The organism is Elusimicrobiota bacterium (genome assembly GCA_016182905.1).
GTDB lineage: Bacteria > Elusimicrobiota > Elusimicrobia > UBA1565 > UBA9628 > GWA2-66-18.
Genome location: JACPFR010000004.1, coordinates 151,579 through 168,568 on the forward strand (window position 1 = coordinate 151,579; position 16,990 = coordinate 168,568).

At 68.6% G+C, this 16,990-nt stretch carries 15 protein-coding genes; 9 read left to right on the top strand and 6 right to left on the bottom strand.

What is annotated here, in order from left to right; translation table 11 throughout:
- Positions 1-52 precede the first annotated feature (52 nt).
- The gene (locus HYV14_01045; protein ID MBI2384575.1) at positions 53-2,677 is read left to right on the top strand and encodes a hypothetical protein; all 2,625 of its coding nucleotides are present in this window, start codon (positions 53-55) and stop codon (positions 2,675-2,677) included.
- Between the two features lie 79 nt (positions 2,678-2,756).
- On the top strand, positions 2,757-3,179 hold the full coding sequence (locus HYV14_01050) for a hypothetical protein (GenBank protein MBI2384576.1): 423 nt from the start codon (positions 2,757-2,759) through the stop codon (positions 3,177-3,179).
- On the opposite strand, the gene lspA is transcribed toward HYV14_01050, so the two are convergent.
- Together lspA and ileS are read right to left on the bottom strand one after the other, a co-directional pair.
- Positions 3,169-3,615, bottom strand: coding sequence for a signal peptidase II (lspA, locus tag HYV14_01055; GenBank protein MBI2384577.1), 447 nt, complete (start codon positions 3,613-3,615; stop codon positions 3,169-3,171). The two genes, HYV14_01050 and lspA, sit on opposite strands and share 11 nt — an antisense overlap.
- Positions 3,588-6,356, bottom strand: coding sequence for an isoleucine--tRNA ligase (gene ileS / locus HYV14_01060; protein MBI2384578.1), 2,769 nt, complete (start codon positions 6,354-6,356; stop codon positions 3,588-3,590). Before ileS ends, lspA begins: the two co-directional genes overlap by 28 nt.
- 36 nt (positions 6,357-6,392) lie before the next feature.
- Between ileS and HYV14_01065 the strand changes: the two genes are divergently transcribed.
- The 3 genes from HYV14_01065 to HYV14_01075 are packed head-to-tail and all read left to right on the top strand — an operon-like array spanning position 6,393 to position 8,203.
- Entirely contained in the window at positions 6,393-6,623 is a 231-nt protein-coding gene (locus HYV14_01065) for a hypothetical protein (protein MBI2384579.1), read from the top strand.
- Between the two features lies 1 nt (position 6,624).
- Complete coding sequence (locus HYV14_01070; protein ID MBI2384580.1) at positions 6,625-7,131, top strand: cyclic nucleotide-binding domain-containing protein; 507 nt, start codon at positions 6,625-6,627, stop codon at positions 7,129-7,131.
- Entirely contained in the window at positions 7,124-8,203 is a 1,080-nt protein-coding gene (locus tag HYV14_01075) for an AI-2E family transporter (protein ID MBI2384581.1), read from the top strand. Before HYV14_01070 ends, HYV14_01075 begins: the two co-directional genes overlap by 8 nt.
- On the opposite strand, the gene HYV14_01080 is transcribed toward HYV14_01075, so the two are convergent.
- Genes HYV14_01080 through mscL form a run of 3 tightly spaced genes read right to left on the bottom strand, consistent with a single transcriptional unit; the run spans position 8,200 to position 10,256 of the window.
- Positions 8,200-8,919 (bottom strand): formylglycine-generating enzyme family protein, encoded by a 720-nt coding sequence (locus HYV14_01080; GenBank protein MBI2384582.1) that lies wholly within the window; start codon positions 8,917-8,919, stop codon positions 8,200-8,202. The two genes, HYV14_01075 and HYV14_01080, sit on opposite strands and share 4 nt — an antisense overlap.
- Positions 8,916-9,824 carry a YbgC/FadM family acyl-CoA thioesterase gene (locus tag HYV14_01085; protein MBI2384583.1) on the bottom strand — a complete coding sequence of 303 codons (909 nt, stop codon included), beginning with the start codon at positions 9,822-9,824 and terminating at the stop codon, positions 8,916-8,918. The genes HYV14_01080 and HYV14_01085 overlap by 4 nt, the downstream gene beginning before the upstream one ends.
- A gap of 6 nt (positions 9,825-9,830) precedes the next feature.
- Positions 9,831-10,256 (bottom strand): large-conductance mechanosensitive channel protein MscL, encoded by a 426-nt coding sequence (gene mscL / locus HYV14_01090; protein ID MBI2384584.1) that lies wholly within the window; start codon positions 10,254-10,256, stop codon positions 9,831-9,833.
- Positions 10,257-10,296: 40 nt separating this feature from the next.
- Between mscL and fabA the strand changes: the two genes are divergently transcribed.
- The 4 genes from fabA to HYV14_01110 all read left to right on the top strand — a co-directional run bounded on the left by fabA (position 10,297) and on the right by HYV14_01110 (position 16,586).
- Complete coding sequence (gene fabA / locus HYV14_01095) at positions 10,297-11,481, top strand: bifunctional 3-hydroxydecanoyl-ACP dehydratase/trans-2-decenoyl-ACP isomerase (protein MBI2384585.1); 1,185 nt, start codon at positions 10,297-10,299, stop codon at positions 11,479-11,481.
- Positions 11,478-11,969, top strand: a complete 492-nt coding sequence (locus tag HYV14_01100) for a hypothetical protein (protein ID MBI2384586.1) — start codon at positions 11,478-11,480, stop codon at positions 11,967-11,969. The genes fabA and HYV14_01100 overlap by 4 nt, the downstream gene beginning before the upstream one ends.
- A gap of 62 nt (positions 11,970-12,031) precedes the next feature.
- Positions 12,032-15,580: a pyruvate:ferredoxin (flavodoxin) oxidoreductase gene (nifJ, locus tag HYV14_01105; GenBank protein MBI2384587.1), complete on the top strand. Its 3,549-nt coding sequence runs from the start codon at positions 12,032-12,034 to the stop codon at positions 15,578-15,580.
- Between the two features lie 10 nt (positions 15,581-15,590).
- Complete coding sequence (locus HYV14_01110) at positions 15,591-16,586, top strand: dihydroorotate dehydrogenase-like protein (GenBank protein ID MBI2384588.1); 996 nt, start codon at positions 15,591-15,593, stop codon at positions 16,584-16,586.
- 58 nt (positions 16,587-16,644) lie between these two features.
- Here HYV14_01110 and HYV14_01115 read toward each other — a convergent pair whose 3' ends face one another.
- On the bottom strand, positions 16,645-16,899 hold the full coding sequence (locus HYV14_01115; protein MBI2384589.1) for a hypothetical protein: 255 nt from the start codon (positions 16,897-16,899) through the stop codon (positions 16,645-16,647).
- Between the last annotated feature and the right edge of the window lie 91 nt (positions 16,900-16,990).

Below are 16,990 nucleotides of genomic sequence, written 5' to 3' on the forward strand. Positions count from 1 at the left end.
TTGGGCTTATATTCACTCCAGCGTTCCCTAATAGGCATTCAATGAGGACCCCATGAAAACCCCTCGCGCCCTCCTCGCCGCTCTGCTCGCCCTGACCGCGTCCGCCGCGCGCGCCGGCGATCCGACCATCATCTTCCCCCAGAACAACAGGGGCGTCACCGACTTCTCGCGGCTCCAGAACGCCGCCGATTGGAAGATCCTGCACATCGAGCGGAACCCGTCGGACGTCTCCCTCATCCGCCTGGCGCCCCGGGGCGCGACCAAGGGCGACCCGATCACCGTGGTCAATCCCTACGACGAGTATTTCATCGTCCCGGCCGGCAGCGTCCTGTTCGGCGGGATGGCGACGGTCCTCAGCGTGTCCAAGGACCCGTACCCCGGCGCGATGCGCGGCGAGCCGGTCCGCCTCCTCGGGCCCGGAGGCCAGCCCACCGGCCCCCAGCTCTGGATGCCGAGCCGCAACAGCGCCGACATCACCGACCAGCTGAGGTACTGGCCGACGCTGCCCGCCGACAACACCCGGGTGGACCGCTCGCGCGTGATCGTCCTCCCCCGCGAGCGCTCCCTCGCGGACAACGGCCTTCAGTCCGGCGGCCTGCCCAACTGGTTCACCTTGCCCGGCCAGAAGCCCCGCGACGTCCTGAGCCCCCTGCTCGGCGGTCAGGACCTGAGCTCGACCTTGCTCGGCTTCCCCGGCGGCACTCCGCCCACCTATTACACCGCCCTCACCAACTACCGCTACGACGAGAGGAACAAGAAGCTGATCGGCCCCGACGGCGCGGCGAAGACCGTGACGGTGATGGCGATGCCCGCCGGCACCTTCTACCTGGCTCCCCCGGCGATCCCCCACGACATCCGCATCCCCGGCGTCACCTTGGTCAACTCGAGCGGCGCGAAGGTGGACCCGAAGAAGGGCGCGCAGCCGCCGAAGTCCGACGGGATCAAGCGCGAGTTCAAGAAGACGGCCTGGGCCGGGAACTGGAAGGACAAGGTCACGCACATCCACCGCTGGCACGCCGTCGAGACCACCCAGGCGCCGATCCCGATGGCGCCCACGCCGATGATGACGTTCTATTGCTATCACGAGGCGGAGGACGGGCATAAGAACATCTCCGGCCACCTCAAGAGCAACTACGACGTCGTCGAGTGCGTCGACTGGATCGTCCCCGCCGACGACAAGGTGGAGAAGGCGGACGGCAAGGAGTACCGCGTCCGCAACAACCGCGTCGTCATCGACGTCGTCTACAAGGACCACGCGCTGCGCCGCGTCGACGCGGGCGGCGCCAACCTCGTCCTCAAGGACAAGCCCCTCTCCCACGCCGCCATCGGAGGCCAGGATTGGGTCAAGGTGACCGCCGCCAAGGCCCCCGACGCGCCCGCCGCCGCCTCGCTCGCCCTGATCGCGGAGACGGAGACGCGCTGGCTCACCAAGGTCCAGGCCGCGGCCTACGCCGCCGCGCGCAAGGACGCCAAGGACGACGCCGCGCGCAAGGCCCTCGACGACAAGTACCGGGCCCTCCTCGAGGCCCAGATCCGCCCCGAGGCGCTGGCCGGGTACAAGGCCGCCCGCGCCTTGCCCGCCGCCCAGGCCGAGGCCAAGATCAAGGACGCCATCGGCAAGACCGAGATGTGGGGCGGCAAGGACGCCAAGGACGTCAAGGCCGTCATCGCTCCCTTCCAGGAGACCGCCAGCCCGGACACGGCCAAGATGCTGGAGATCCAGCTCTCGAAGGCGGACTGGGACCTGCTCACGAAGAAGGGCGACGATCTGCTGAGGTACAACCAGGCCAGGCACGGGGCGGACGGCGTGGCCACGCAAGGCACGGGCTTCGCCCCGGCCAACGTCGATCCCGTGGCCCTGCGCCTCGCCGTGACGGCCGCGCGCGCGGCCGTCGGCTCCGCCGAGGGCAAGCCTCCGGTCGCGACCACCCCCGAGAAGCCCCCCCGATCCATCCTGACGCCGGAGGAGATCGCGCTCCTGACGCCCAAGGAGAAGGAGATGTACGACGGCTACCTCAAGCGCGCGACGAAGGACGGCAAGCTCGATCCGACGGAAAACAACCTGCTGACGAACGCGGAGCTCCTGCGCAACCGGATGAACAACGAGGTGCCTCCGCGCTCTAAGGTCCCGGCGGCCCCCGCGTCGGACGACATGACGGCGGAGCAGTTCGCGAAGCTGCCGCTGTTCCAGCAACGGCAGTTCTGCAAGGATTACCCGCCGGATCCCGCGACAATCCAGGGCGACACGAGAGCTCCGGTGATCGATACCGACAACCCCGACGCGCTGAAGGGCGCCCAGAATTCGGTGCCGGACGCGGTGCCGCAGACGAAGCCGGCGGAGTCGAATACGCAGACGCGGGACACGAAGTGGCCGCGGAAGGCCCGCCAGGACGCCTGCAAAAATCTTCCCGATGAGATTCCCGGCCGGATCGACGGCACGGCGGGCACCGGCGGAAAGCCCGCCGTCGGCGCCAACGTCCCGGTGCCTACAGGCTCGGACGTGGAGAACAAGGAGAAGGAGAAGAGCAAGTGGCTCACCTCGGACCTGCTCACCAGCGCCGCGAAGGGCGCGATGGTCGGGCTCCTCGTCGGGTCCCTGTTCGGGCCGGCGGGCCTCGTCTTAGGGCCGCTGCTCGGCGGCGCCCTGTTCTACGGCCTGACCAAGATCACGAGCTGACGGCTTAGGCCGAAAGGCCCAGGCCGGGAAGGACCGAACGCCCCTTACGGGGCGTTTCGCTTGGCGCTATCCTATGGGCATGAGAGTCCTGGTCCTGCCCATGCTGCTCGCCGCCGCCTTCGCCGTCCCGGCCCGTGCCGCCGGGCCCGCGGCGAACCTCGAGGCGCCGAACTTCGACGGCGCGCGCGCCCGGCCCGAGGGAGACCTCGTGCGGGCGGGCGCCTCGACCGACGGCCGCACGGCGGAGCAGATCGCGAAGGACGAGCAGGTCAAGGCCGACGCGCGCGCGCGCGCGGATCTCAAGACGCCGACCCCCGGCCCGGACAAGGAGATCGAGCCCCCCAAGCCCAACGAGTGGCTCAAGTCGGACCACATCATCAGCGGCGTCAAGGGCGCCATGATCGGGCTGCTCGTCGGCTCCTTGTGGGGCTTCGCCGGCATGGGCGTCGGCGTGCTGATCGGCGGCCTGATCGGCTACGGCCTGTCCAAGCTCACGGCTTAGACGGTCCTTCGTCCCTCATCCCCCACGCCAGCATGCAGGCTCCGATCGTGATGCACGAGTCGGCCACGTTGAACACGGGCCAATGGTGCAGGTGCAGGAAATCCACGACGAAGCCGAACGCCAGGCGGTCGTACAGGTTGCCCACCGCCCCGGCCGTCACGAGCAGGGCCCCCCACTGCAGCCAAAGGTCGTCCTTCGGCCAGCGCCGCCGGACGACCTGCAGCGCGACGACCAGCCCGATGGAGACCGCGGTCAGGAGCTTGTTGGCGCCGCGGCCCATGCCGAACGCCGCGCCCGTGTTCTCGACGTAGGTCAGGTCGAAGAACGGGAGGAGCGGGATCGTGCCGGCGGCCTTGAGCGAGCCGGCGGCCCAGATCTTGGTCGCGCGGTCGAGCGCGAGGAGGGCGACTACAGCTGCCGCGCGCAGCGTCCGCATAGCTCCGGGGCCGACGGGTCCGAGCCGAGGTCGGTCTGCCAGCGCCAGCAGCGCGGGCATTTCGCGCCGTCGGCGTGGACGACGGAGATGTCCGACACCGCGCCCCAGGACACCTGGGAGACGATGAACAGCTCCTCGAGGTCGAGACGCTTGAACTCCACGGCGTCCCCGGGGAGCGTGACCCGCGCGTCGAGCGACTTGCCGATCAGCTTGGCCGTCCGGGCCTCCTCGATCTTCTTCATGACGCGCTCGCGCAGCTCGAGCGCCTTGGCCCACCGCGCCGCGAGGGCCTCGTCGGTCCAACGCACGTCGGTCTCCGGGAGGTCCCACAGGAAGACGCTGGCGGAAGGACGCGCGGGCCAGAAGCGCCAGGCCTCCTCGGCCGTGAAGGAGAGGATCGGGGACAGCAAGGAGCACAGGCGCGCGAAGGTCTCGGCCATGACGGTCTGGGCCGCGAGGCGCTCGGGCGAGCCGGCCTTGAAGGTGTAGAGGCGGTCCTTGGTCCCGTCGAGGTACAGCGCCGAAAGGTCGAAGGCGCAGAAGTCCACGAGGCGGCGCGCGGCGTCGCGGTAGCGGTACGCGCGGTAGTCCTCGAGCACGGCCTTCTGGAGCGCGGCCAGGCGATGCAGGAGGTAGCGCTCCATCTCCGGGAGCTCGCCGTAAGCGACCGTCTTGGACGAGTCGAACCCGTCGAGGCTCCCGAGGAGGTACTTGAAGGTGTTGCGCACGCGCCGGTACGAGTCGGCGGGGCCCTCGAGGAGCTTGTCGGAGATGCGCACGTCGTCGTTGTAGTCGCACAGCGCGACCCAGAGCCGCAGGAGGTCGGCGCCCCATTTGGAGATGACCTCCTGGGGCGCGACCACGTTGCCGGTCGACTTGTGCATCGCGCGGCCCTTCTCGTCGAGGACGAAACCGTGCGTCAGCACCGCCTTGTACGGGGCCTTGCCGCGCAGGGCCGTGGACATGACGAGCGAGCTCTGGAACCAGCCGCGGTGCTGGTCGGAGCCCTCCAGGTACAGGTCGGCGACGGCGTCCTCGCCCAGCACCGAGAGCCAGGAGACGCCGGAGTCGAGCCACACGTCGAGGATGTCCGACTCGCGGCGGAAGCCGTCGGCCAAAGCGGGATGATCCGGCAGGAAGCCCCAGTCCTTGCGCGTCAGGACCTCGCCCCACCTCTCGAACCAGAAGTCGGTGCCGTTGGTCGCGGCGTGGCGCTCGATGGCCTGGAGCACGGCGTCGTCGAGGATCGCCTCGCCGGTCTTGACCGAGTACAGCACGGTGATCGGCGTGCCCCACACGCGCTGGCGCGACAGGCACCAGTCGGGTCGGTTGGTCACCATCGCGGCGATGCGGTTGCGGCCCTCGGCGGGGACCCACTGCGTCTTGTCGATCTCGGCCAGCAGGTGCCCGCGCAGGGCCTCCGAGAGCTTCAAGAACCACTGCTCGGTGGTGCGGAAGATGACCGGGTTCTTGCAGCGCCAGCAGTGCGGATAGGAGTGGGAGATGTCCTTCTTGGCCAGGAGCAGGCCCCGCTCGGCGAGGTCGGCCACGATCTCGGGGTTGCCTTCCTTGAAGATGTTCTTCCCCTTCCACTGGGGAGCCTTGTCGGTGAACACGCCGGAGTTGTCGACGGGGTTCAATATCTGGAGGCCGTACTTGATGCCGGTGTGAAAGTCGTCCTCGCCGTGGCCGGGAGCCGTGTGGACGATGCCCGTGCCGTCCTCGGCGGTCACGTAGTCGGCCACGACCGTACGGCCGCTGTGGTCCGCGGCGGAGGGCGGGAACGGCAGAGCGTAGGTGATCGAGGGGTCGTCGAAGTAGGACCCGTCCCAGGACTTGACCTCCTCCCAGGCCGTCGCGCCGACGATCGCCTTGACCGCCTCGAGCCGGTCGCGTCCGACGAGGAGAGAGCGCTTGACCCCGCCGATCTCGGCGGCGACCAAGGTGTACTTGAGCAGCGGGTTGAAGGCGGCGGCCCGGTTGGCCGGCAAGGTCCAGGGCGTCGTCGTCCAGACCACGAGCTCGGCGCCGTCGAGCAGCTGCTTGTCGCTCTTGGCGGCCTCGGCCTTGAAAGGCCGGAGCTTGAGCGCGACGTACACCGAGGGAGAGGTCTTGTCCTTGTACTCGACCTCGGCGTCGGCGAGCGCGGTCTCGCACGTCGGGCACCAGAGCACGGGCTTGAGGCCCCGGTAGACGTGGCCCTTCTGCACGAGCAGGCGGAAGGCGCGCAGTATCTTCGCCTCGTACCCGCGGGACATCGTCTTGTAGGGGTTCTCCCAGTCGCCGAGCAGGCCGAGGCGCTTGAACTCCGAGCGCTGCAGGCCGATGAAGCGCTCCGCGAAGGCGGCGGCGTCACGGCGGAACTTGGGGATGTCGGTGACCCCGCGCTTACTCATCTTCATCTCCTTGAGCAAGGCGGTCTCGATCGGCAGGCCGTGGCAGTCCCACCCGGGGACGTAGGGCGCGGAGTGGCCCATCAGCGCGCGGGCCTTCACGGTCATGTCCTTGAGCGTCTTGTTCAGGGCGTGGCCGATGTGGATGCTGCCGTTGGCGTACGGGGGCCCGTCGTGGAGGACGAAGGCGGGCCGGCCCTCCTGGCGCGCCCGCATCTTCTGATAGAGTCCCTCCTCCTCCCAGACTTTCAGGAGCTCCGGCTCGCGCCTGGCGAGGTCCCCCTTCATGGGGAAATCGGTCTTCGGCAGGTTGATGGTCGCCGACCAGTCGGTGCGCGCTTCGGGCATGATGGGCATCCTACAATTTTTGATAGTATCCCCTCCATGGACACCTTCATCGCCGTCTGCCTGGCCCTGATCGTCGTCGAGCTCGCCGTGATGGTCGGCGTCTTCGTCGTCGTGATGCTGCGCGTCAAGGACGCCGCCGCCGCCGTCGAGGTCGCCGCGTACCGCGTCGACCAGGAGGTCCTGTCCGTGGGAGAGACCTTCCGCTCCGGCTGGGGCGGCGCGCTGAGGACGGTCATCTCCGCCGGCTTGTCGTTCCTCCGCCGCTGACATGTCCGCGCTGAGATCGATCAAGCGCTGGTTCGTCGACCCCCAGTTCGCGCGCAAGAAGGAGTTCCTGCGCTCGCTGGAGATCTTCAAGGACCTCCGGGACCGGGAGCTCGGCTACCTCGTCTCGGCCCTGCATTCCCGCACCTACCGCGAGGGGGAGATCGTCTTCGTCGAGGGCGACATCGGCCGCGCCCTGTTCGTGCTCGAGTCCGGCGCCGTCGAGCTGACCCGGCCGTCGCCGGGCGAGACGCCCGTGCTCCTTTATAGGCTCAAGCCGGGCGACTTCTTCGGGGAGATGGCCCTGCTCGAGTCCCTGCCCCGCACCGCCACCGCCACGGCGACGGAGAAGACCCGCCTGCACCTGCTCTACAAGAGCAAGCTCGATTCCCTCCTGCAGTCCGAGCCGCGCATCGGCGTGACCATCATGCGCCACCTGGCGCGGCTGCTCTCCGCGCGCCTGCGCCGCATGAACGCGGACCCCAAAAGCGTCATCGGCAAGAATGACTGAGCGGCCCCGCGAGTTCCCCGTCCTCACCGCGTTCGTCGTCGGGGGAGCGCTGCTGTACGCGTTCTCCCGGCTGCACCACGCGCTCGCGCCCTTCGTCCTCGCCGCCGCCTTCGCGTACGTGCTCAACCCGATCGTCAGCTACTTCGAGGCGCGCGGCCTGCGCCGCTCCCAGCTCGTCGTCTGCGGCTACCTCGCCGCCGCGGCCCTCGCCTTCGTCGCCTACGCGGGGCTCAAGTCGATGATCCTGTCCGAGACCGAGCTGCTGCAGACCCGCGCTCCGGCCTACCTCAGCGAGATCCAGAAGACGATCTACGCCCAGCAGGCGGCGCTGACGAAGAAGCTGCCCCTGCCCCCGAAGGTGGCCGAGCACGCGCTCGAGTCCGCCCTCGGAGGGGTCATGCACGTCCTGCAGGACCTCCCCTCCCACGTCCTCGCGATGATCCCCCTCCTCGCGCACGCCCTGCTCGTGCCCTTCATCGGCTTCTTCTTCCTGCTCGACGCCCCGGACGGGGTCGAGGGAGGGATCCAGATGTGCCCGAGCCGCTACGTCGAGCAGGCGATCCACCTGCTCAGCGAGGTCGACACGGTCCTCGGGAACTACCTGCGCGGCCTCATCATCGTCGTGACGGCGATCTTCATCGTCTCGTTCCTGGGCCTGCTGGCGCTCGGCGTCGACAACGCCCTGATCATCGCCGCGATCTCAGGCGTCAGCTCGGTGGTGCCCTATTTCGGCCTCGCCATGGGCATCCTCGTCGGCGGGGCGATGGCCGTCTATCAGTACGGCACGATCGTCGCCGGGGTGAAGGTCGCCGCGCTGTTCGTGGGCATCCGCCTGCTCGAGGAGATGCTGATCCAGCCCATCATCGCGCGCCACTCCCTGCACATGCACGCGATGACCAACCTGCTCGCGCTCATCGTCGGGGGCGCCACCTTCGGCTTCCTCGGCCTGGTCTTCGCCGTGCCCGCCGCCGGCATCATCAAGGCCCTCGTCTCGGTGACCTGGTCCTGGTACACGAGCGAGCGCGGACTGACGCTCGGCTCGGCCGAGGGCGTCGGCGTTCCCTACACCTAGGGCGCCTTCGCGTCGCGCGCGACGCGGAAGCCCGTGCCCCGCTCGCCGCGGATCTCCGGGTCCTCGCTGTCGCGGTTGAACACCCGCAGGTTGTGCGCGTCCCCGTCCCACTGCCCGCCGCGGTCGGAGCGATAGGAGCCGGTCGACTTCACGAGCCAGGCCGAGCCGTCGGACGGGGCGCCGTCGTAGGAGTCGTGGTACCAGTCCTCGGTCCACTCCCAGACGTTTCCTCCCATGTCGCACAGGCCCTGGGGCGTGTTGCCCGCCGGCTTGGAGCACACCGGCCAGGTCGCGTCCCGCCCGCAGCCGAGCTTGTCCGGCCGCTCGCCGAAGACGGCGCGGCGGCAGGTCGGAGGCGCGTTCCCCCACGCGTAGCGGACCTCGCGGCCGGCGCCGCGGGCGGCGTACTCCCACTCCGCCTCGCTGGGCAGTCGCCCCCCGACCCAGGCGGCGAACGCGCGCGCCTGCGCCCAGGGGACGCACACCACCGGCTGCTCGGGGCCGCGGAACGCGGGCGAGAGGCAGTCCATGTCGAGCGGCGCGCAGGCGCCCGCCTTCACGCAGGCCTGGTACTGGCGGTTGGTGACCTCGGTGCGGCCGAGCTCGAAGGCCTTGACCGTCACGCGATGGACGGGGCGCTCCTGAGGGAACTCGTCGGAGCCCATCAGGAAGCTCCCGCCGGGGATGAGCACCCAGACGATCAGCGCTGACTTCAAGGCTGGACGTACGGCGCGAGCAGCACGCGCAGGTCGGCGGGCACGCGAGCGGGGCGCCACAGGTCGGTCACGATCGCGTGCCGCGAGCGGACGCGCGCGACGACCTTGCCGCCGAGCTCGCCGTCGACGACCTCGCACGCGAACGAGATGCTCGCGCGCCCGAGCTCCGAGATCCAGGTCCGGATCGTCAGCAGGTCGTCGTAGCGGCTCGGGGCCAGGTACTCGCAGTCCGCCGACACGGCCGGCAGGAAGAGCTTGCGCTGGACCTCGAGGTCCCGGTAGCGCACGCCGAGCGAGCGCAGCAGCTCGGTGCGCCCCTGCTCGAGGTACTTCAGGTAGTTCGCGTAGTAGATGATCCCGGCCTTGTCGGTGTCGGCGTAGGTCACGCGCACCTGGAACTCATGGAACTTCGCCTTTCGCGCGGGCGCGGCCGCCGGCGCGGCCTTCGGCTCCGGTTTAGGCTCCGGCGCCTTGGCCGCGGGCGGAGGCGGCGTGCCCGTCGTATTGGGCAAGGTCACCTTCGCGAACGCCTGACGGTCCTCGCCGAGGACCTGGTTGACCACCGAGAGGATGCCTGAGAACCCGACCGGCTTGCGCAGGAAGAAGGTCTTCGCGCCCGGCTTGATCTTTCCCTTGAGCTCCTCGAGCGTCAGGCCCGTCGAGAAGATCACGGGGGTCGAGCTCGTCAGCGGCGAGGAGCGCAGGCGCTCGTACGCCGCCCCGCCGTCCACGCCGGGCATGTAGAAGTCGAGGATGATGAGGTCCGGCCGGAGCTCCTGGGCGAGCAGGATGCCCTGAGCGGCGTCGAAGGCGACGGCGACGCGGTAGCCCGCCGACTCGAGGCCGTCCTTGAGCGGGGCGACCAGAGTGACGTCGTCGTCGACGACTAGGATGGTCCGGGACATATCCGGTCAGGAGGGCTGGGGCTGGGAGCAATGCCCGCAGCGCTTGGCCCGGATCGGGATGTTGAGCAGGCACTCGGCGCACTGCTTCTCGGTCGGGGCGGGCGGAGCGGCGGGCTCGGCCCGCTTGAGGGCGTTGACGCCCTTCACCGCGGCGAACACGGCCCCGGCGATGATGACGAAGTCGACGACGTTCGTGACGAAGGCGCCGTAGTTCAAGGTCACCGCCTTAGCGGTCCCCTCCGCGGCCTTGAGCACGATGGTCTTGTCCGTGAAGTCCACTCCGCCCATGAGCATCCCGAGAGGCGGCATCACCACGTCGTTGAGGAAGGAGCTGACGATCTTGCCGAACGCCCCGCCGATGATGACGCCGACGGCCATGTCCATGACGTTGCCCTTGAGGGCGAACTCCTTGAACTCTTTGACCATGCTCATGTCCGGATACTATCTTAAGTATAATGGCCCGGGCAACTAAATGAGATTCACGGACTTCCGGGCCAAGAGCCGCTTCAGCCGCGACGAGATCCTCGACTTCGTCGCCGGCCGGCTCCTCGAGGACGCCCCCGCCGGCCTGCCCGCGCTGCCCGGCTCCTTGCTCGTCCCGTTTCATGAGGTGACCGAGATCTCCTGGGACGCCGCCTCCGGGACCGGCCGCGTCGAGGCCGTCCGGTACAACAAGCTCGACGATTGGTTCTACCCCTGCCACTTCAACGGCGATCCCGTGATGCCCGGCTGCTGGGGCGTGGACGCGGCCTGGCAGTGCCTGCGCTTCTTCGCCGCCTGGCGCGGCCTGAAGGGCTGCGGCAAGACCATGGGCATGGAGAACGTGTCCTTCTTCGGGCAGATACGGCCCTACGACAAGAAGATCGTCTATGCGATCGACGTGCTCTCCGAAGAGACCTCCGACGGGGAGACTTTACTGACCGGCAAGGCGACCGTCTCCGTGGACGGCACCCTCGTGTACACCATCGGGAGCGTCTCCGTCGCGACGGCCTACTGGACCGAGGAGTCTCCCTCGAAGCCGGCCCCCGCGCCTCCCGCCGAGGACGCGCCGATCCGCAAGCTCGCGTACGACGAGTTCGCCGCGAAGTCGAGGCTCAACCACGCCGAGATCGTCGCCCTGTCGCAGGGAACCTTGATCGACGCCCCCGGGCTCGAGGTCGGCCTCCTCCCCTCGTCGCTGATGCTCGAGGTCGGCGCGATCGACCGGATCGTCTTCGACGAGGCCACGGGCGAGGGCTCGATCTCGGCGACGCGCTCCAACGGCCCGCTCGAGTGGTTCTACCCGATGACGCCGGGCATCAAGCCCACGGTGCTCTCCATCGACGCGGTGTGGCAGCTGATGGGGCTGTTCCTCACCTGGCGGCGGAACCCCGGCACCGGCCGGGCGCTCGGCTTCGAGCGCGTCGAGGTCTTCGGCGAGATCCTTCCGGAAGATGAGCTGATCCGCTACGAGATCGTCATCGTGCGCTTCTCGCGCGCGCCGAACGGCGACGCCTTCGTGCGCGCGGACGCGAAAGTGCACGCCGGCGGCCGCCTGATCCTCTCAGCAACGAACCTGAACGTGGGTTGTCATAAGAACATCCGCTACGCCGGCTATCCGCTCCCGAGCGAGATGGCCCTCGGCGGCAAGCTCAAGATACGCGAGGAGGCCGCTTGACCGTCCTGACGCCCGAGCAGGTGCTGGCCCTCGTCCCGCAGCAGCGGCCGATGCGGTTCATCGACGAGATCGTCGAGATCGACGCCGACCACATCGTCGGCAACTACACCTGGAAGCCCGAGGATTGCGCGGGCTACACCCCGGACGGCACTTTGGCGCCGCCGTTCAAGATGATCGAGATGGCCGCGCAGATCGGCAGCGTGGCCTGGTGCATCTACCACATGACGCTGAAGATGACCCCCGAGGAGATCGCCCTGCTGGTCGGCTTCTTCACCCAGGTCGACGGCGTCGAGTTCTTCGAGACCGTGCGCGCGGGCGACAAGGTCGCCTGCCTGGCCAGCTTCGAGCCCGAGGGCTACTTCCGCGAGGGCAAGATGGTCGCCTGCGTCGAGTTCCAGTTCGACGGCGGACCCAAGGACGGGAAGACCATCATGACCGGGCTCGTCGGCGGGATGTGGGTTCCCAAGACCTCCCCCACTCTCGGATAAACGGCGCAATTTAAGGCCTTTTTCGTTGGCCTTTATGTTGCTTACGTGGGCGTTGAGGACCTATGCCCACTACCCCCCACGAGATCGTCGACGCAAACCAGGCCGTTTCCGACGTCGCCTACCGCTTGAGCGAGGTCGTCGCCATCTACCCCATCACCCCTTCCTCCAACATGGGCGAGTGGGCCGACCAGTGGGCCTCCGAGGGCCGCAAGAACCTCTGGGGCGACATCCCCTCGGTCATGGAGATGCAGAGCGAGGGCGGCGCCGCCGGCGCCATCCACGGCGCGCTGCAGCACGGCTCTTTGGCCACCACCTTCACCGCGTCGCAGGGCCTCCTGTTGATGATCCCCAACATGTACAAGATCGCCGGCGAGCTGACCCCGGCGGTCTTTCATGTCGCCGCCCGTTCCCTGGCGACCCACGCGCTGTCCATCTTCGGCGATCACGGCGACGTCATGGCCGCGCGCGCGTCCGGCTGGGCCATGCTGTGCTCGAACTCCGTCCAGGAGGCCGGCGACCTCGCCTTGGTGGCGCACGCGGCCACCCTCGAGGCGCGCGTTCCCTTCGTCCACTTCTTCGACGGCTTCCGCACCAGCCACGAGATCAACAAGATCCTGACCTTGTCGGACGAGACCGTCCGCGCGCTGGTCGACGAGTCCTTGGTCGAGGCGCAGCGCGGCCGCGGCCTCTCGCCCGACCGTCCGGTCCTGCGCGGGACCGCGCAGAACCCCGACGTCTTCTTCCAGTCACGCGAGGCCGCCAACCCGTTCTACGCCGCCGTCCCGGGCATCGTGCAGAAGAAGATGGACGAGCTCGCCGAGCTCACGGGCCGCGCCTACAAGGTCTACGAGTACCACGGCGCGCCCGACGCGGAGCGCGTCGTCGTCGTCATGGGCTCCGGCGCCGAGACTTTGCACGCGACGGCGGACGCGCTCAACGCATCGGGGGCGAAGGTCGGCGTCCTGAAGGTCCGCCTGTACCGCCCCTTCGACGCGGCGCTGTTCTGCGCGGCGCTCCCCAAGAGCGCGAAGTCCGTCGCCGTGCTCGACCGGACCAAGGAGCCCGGCAGCGCCGGCGAGCCCCTGTTCCTCGACGCCGTTGCCTCGCTGAAGCGCGGCGGTCGCGAGGACCTGCGCGTCATCGGCGGCGTCTACGGCCTCTCCTCCAAGGAGTTCACGCCCGCGATGGCCAAGGCCGTCTTCGACGAGCTCGCCAAGCCCGCCCCCAAGCCGCGCTTCACGGTCGGCGTCGAGGACGACGTCACCCACCTGAGCCTGTCGTACGATTCGAACTGGTCCATCGAGGGCGACGAGGTCGTCCGCGCGGTGTTCTACGGCCTGGGCTCCGACGGCACCGTGGGCGCCAACAAGAACACCATCCACATCATCGGCGACCACACCGAGTCCTTCGTGCAGGCCTACTTCGTCTACGACTCGAAGAAGTCCGGCGCGATGACCGTTTCCCACCTTCGCTTTGGACCTGCCCAGATACGCGCGCCCTACCTCATCGAGCAGGCCGATTTCCTCGGCTGCCATCAGACCTCCTTCGTCGGCAGATATAAAATGCTGCGCATGCTCGCGCCGGGAGGGGTGTTCCTGCTGAACACCGCCGCCGGCCCGCTCGCGGCCTGGGAGACCTTGCCCAAGGAGGACCAGGAGACGATCCGGGCGAACAAGATCCGCTTCTTCGTCATCGACGCCTACAAGGTCGCCCGCGAGAACGGCCTGGGCGGCCGCATCAACACCGTGATGCAGGCCTGCTTCTTCTCCATCTCCGGCGTGCTCCCCAAGGAGCGGGCCGTCGAGGCCATCCGCGAGTCCATCCGCGAGGCCTACGGCAAGAAGTCCGAGGAGCTCGTCAACAAGAACCTGAAGGCCGTCGAGGAGAGCCTCAAGAACCTCCATCAGGTCGTCGTCCCCGCGGGCGGGCACGTCCACGCCGCCTTGGTGCCGCCGGTCGCCCCGGGCGCGCCGGATTTCGTGCGCGACACGCTCGGCCCGATCTGCGCCGGCGAGGGCGACCGCCTGCCCGTCAGCGCCATGCCCGTGGACGGCACGTATCCGACGGCCACCGCGCAGTGGGAAAAACGCGGCCTGGCTCAGGAGGTCCCCGTCTGGGACGAGTCCGTCTGCATCCAGTGCGCCAAGTGCGTCATCGTCTGCCCCCACGCCGTGATCCGGCCGAAGGTGTACATGCCGGCCGAGCTCACCGGGGCCCCGGCCGCCTTCAAGTCCTGCGATCCCAAGGACCGCGAGTGGAAGGGCATGAAGTACACCCTCCAGGTGTCCGTCGAGGACTGCACCGGCTGCGGCATCTGCGTCGACGTCTGCCCGGCGCGCAACAAGTCCGAGACCAAGCTCAAGGCCATCAACATGCGCCCCGCGGCGCCGCTCGTCGAGGCCGAGCGCAAGAACTGGGAGTTCTTCCTCGAGCTCCCCGAGGTCGACCGCCGCCTCCTCAAGAGCGGCTCGATCCGCCACGAGCAGTTCCAGCGGCCCCTGTTCGAGTTCTCCGGCGCGTGCGCCGGCTGCGGCGAGACGCCGTACCTCAAGCTGCTCAGCCAGCTGTACGGCGACCGCCTGATCATCGCCAACGCCACCGGCTGCTCCTCGATCTACGGCGGCAACCTCCCGACGACCCCTTGGGCGAAGAACGAGGAGGGCCGCGGTCCCGCGTGGGCCAACTCGCTGTTCGAGGACAACGCCGAGTTCGGGCTGGGCATGCGCCTCTCGGCCGACCATCAGACCGGGGCCGCGCGCGACCTCCTAAGGAGCCTGCAGGGCGTGGTGGGGCCGGAGCTGGCCCGCTCGATCCTCGACGCCTCCCAGAAGGACGAGGCCGACATCTACGACCAGCGCGAGCGCGTCGCCGAGCTCAAGAAGAAGCTCGCCGGGCTCAAGGACCCCAAGGCGCGCCGCCTGCTCGGCGTCGCGGACAACCTGACGCGCAAGAGCGTCTGGATCGTCGGCGGCGACGGCTGGGCCTACGACATCGGCTACGGCGGGCTCGACCACGTGCTCGCCAGCGGCAAGAACGTGAAGGTGCTCGTCCTCGACACCGAGGTGTACTCCAACACCGGCGGCCAGAAGTCGAAGTCCACGCCGCGCGGCGCGGTGGCCAAGTTCAGCAGCGGCGGCAACCCCGCCGCCAAGAAGGACCTGGGCCTCATGGCCATGTCCTACGGCAACATCTACGTCGCCTCGGTCGCCATGGGCGCCCGCGACGAGCAGACGCTGAAGACCTTCCTCGAGGCCGAGGCCTACGACGGCCCCGCGCTGATCATCGCCTACAGCCACTGCATCGCCCACGGCATCGACATGCGCACCGCCAACCAGAACCAGAAGGCCGCGGCGGACACGGGCAAGCTCATCCTGTACCGCTACTCCCCCGATCGCGCCAAGGCCGGCGAGGCGCCGCTCATCCTCGACTCCAAGCCGACCAGGCCGGCCGGCCTCGGAGCGTACCTGGCGAGCGAGAACCGCTTCCAGATGCTCGCCAAGAGCAAGCCCGAGGAGGCCAAGGTCCTCTTCGACATGGCCCAGCAGGACGCGGCGGCGCGCTGGGAGCTGTACGAGTACCTCTCGCAGCGCAAGACGCGGACGGCGGCCTGAGCGCATGAGCATGGACCTGAGCACCACCTACCTGGGCCTGAAGCTGCGCACGCCGCTCGTGGTCTCGGCGAGCCCCCTCTCCGAGACCCTCGACGGCATCCGCCGCATGGAGGACGCCGGGGCCTCGGCCGTCGTGCTGAGCTCGCTCTTCGAGGAGCAGCTGACGCGCGACCGCGACGAGCTGATCACGCGCCTGACCGACAACACCAACGCCTTCGCCGAGGCCCAGAGCTTCTTCCCCGCCGTCGGCGGCTTCCACTGGGGCCCGGAGAGCTACCTCAACCACATCCGCAAGGCGAAGGCGGCCTCGAAGATGCCGATCATCGCCAGCCTCAACGGGACCTCCTTGGGCGGCTGGACGAGCTACGCCAAGGACATCCAAAGCGCCGGAGCGGACGCCCTCGAGCTCAACATCTACTACATACCCACCGACCCCGGCGTCCCGGGCATCGAGGTGGAGAACACCCACGTCGACATCCTGACCGCCGTGCGCTCCGTCGTGAGCATCCCGGTCGCCGTCAAGCTCGCCCCCTTCTTCAGCAACCTGGCGAGCATGGCCAAGCGCCTCGACGACGCCGGGGCCAAAGGCCTGGTCCTCTTCAACCGTTTTTACCAGCCCGACTTCGACCTCGACAAGCTCGAGGTGCGCCCCAACCTCCTGCTCAGCACGCCCCAGGCCCTGCGCCTGCCTCTGCACTGGACGGCGGTGCTCTCCGGCCGCGTCAAGGCGGACCTCGCCGCGACGAGCGGCATCCACACGGCGATGGACGCGCTCAAGCTCCTGATGGCCGGCGCCACGACGACGATGTTGTGCTCGGCGCTGTTCAAGTTCGGCATCGAGCACATCCGCGTCATCGAGACCGAGCTCGCGCGCTGGATGACCGAGCGCGAGTACAAGTCCGTCTCCCAGCTGCGCGGCAGCATGAGCCAGCGCAACTGCGCCGACCCCAGCGCCTTCGAGCGCCAGCAGTACATCCGCACGCTGACCACCTACAAAGGCCTATAACGTCGGGGTCAGACCTCCCGTGTTGCGTTGTTGGGGTCAAACCCTTCGGTGTCCGAGGCTAGGATAGGATGTGGGTGATGCGCCGTCGCGCGGCGAAGCGCTTCACGACCTCGGCGGGGTCATCGGATTTGAGATGCCAGGCGCTCGGATGCGCCCTTAAAGGACCGCTCCACGCCGCGGGGTAGAGATGGACGACGCTGAGCGGCGCCTTCAACTTCTCCGCCAGCCGGGCCGCCTCGGCCATGACCTCGGCGGCCTTCCGCTCATCGAGGGTCAGGCAGGCGAGAACGGCGAACTCCGCGGAAGTCTGCATGCCCTCATGGTAGCCCCGGACACCGTTGAGACTCCATTTCAGGCCCGTTATCGCGGCGTTGTCATCGACGCCGGTGGCGTCGGCCTTTTCC

Bases quoted from the DNA above. Each gene is read 5' to 3' on its own strand.
- HYV14_01045 (MBI2384575.1), top strand. From the start codon at position 53: ATGAAAACCCCTCGCGCCCTCCTCGCCGCTCTGCTCGCCCTGACCGCG.
- HYV14_01050 (MBI2384576.1), top strand. From the start codon at position 2,757: ATGAGAGTCCTGGTCCTGCCCATGCTGCTCGCCGCCGCCTTCGCCGTC.
- lspA (MBI2384577.1), bottom strand. From the start codon at position 3,615: ATGCGGACGCTGCGCGCGGCAGCTGTAGTCGCCCTCCTCGCGCTCGAC.
- ileS (MBI2384578.1), bottom strand. From the start codon at position 6,356: ATGCCCGAAGCGCGCACCGACTGGTCGGCGACCATCAACCTGCCGAAG.
- HYV14_01065 (MBI2384579.1), top strand. From the start codon at position 6,393: ATGGACACCTTCATCGCCGTCTGCCTGGCCCTGATCGTCGTCGAGCTC.
- HYV14_01070 (MBI2384580.1), top strand. From the start codon at position 6,625: ATGTCCGCGCTGAGATCGATCAAGCGCTGGTTCGTCGACCCCCAGTTC.
- HYV14_01075 (MBI2384581.1), top strand. From the start codon at position 7,124: ATGACTGAGCGGCCCCGCGAGTTCCCCGTCCTCACCGCGTTCGTCGTC.
- HYV14_01085 (MBI2384583.1), bottom strand. From the start codon at position 9,824: ATGTCCCGGACCATCCTAGTCGTCGACGACGACGTCACTCTGGTCGCC.
- mscL (MBI2384584.1), bottom strand. From the start codon at position 10,256: ATGAGCATGGTCAAAGAGTTCAAGGAGTTCGCCCTCAAGGGCAACGTC.
- fabA (MBI2384585.1), top strand. From the start codon at position 10,297: ATGAGATTCACGGACTTCCGGGCCAAGAGCCGCTTCAGCCGCGACGAG.
- nifJ (MBI2384587.1), top strand. From the start codon at position 12,032: ATGCCCACTACCCCCCACGAGATCGTCGACGCAAACCAGGCCGTTTCC.
- HYV14_01110 (MBI2384588.1), top strand. From the start codon at position 15,591: ATGGACCTGAGCACCACCTACCTGGGCCTGAAGCTGCGCACGCCGCTC.
- HYV14_01115 (MBI2384589.1), bottom strand. From the start codon at position 16,899: ATGCAGACTTCCGCGGAGTTCGCCGTTCTCGCCTGCCTGACCCTCGAT.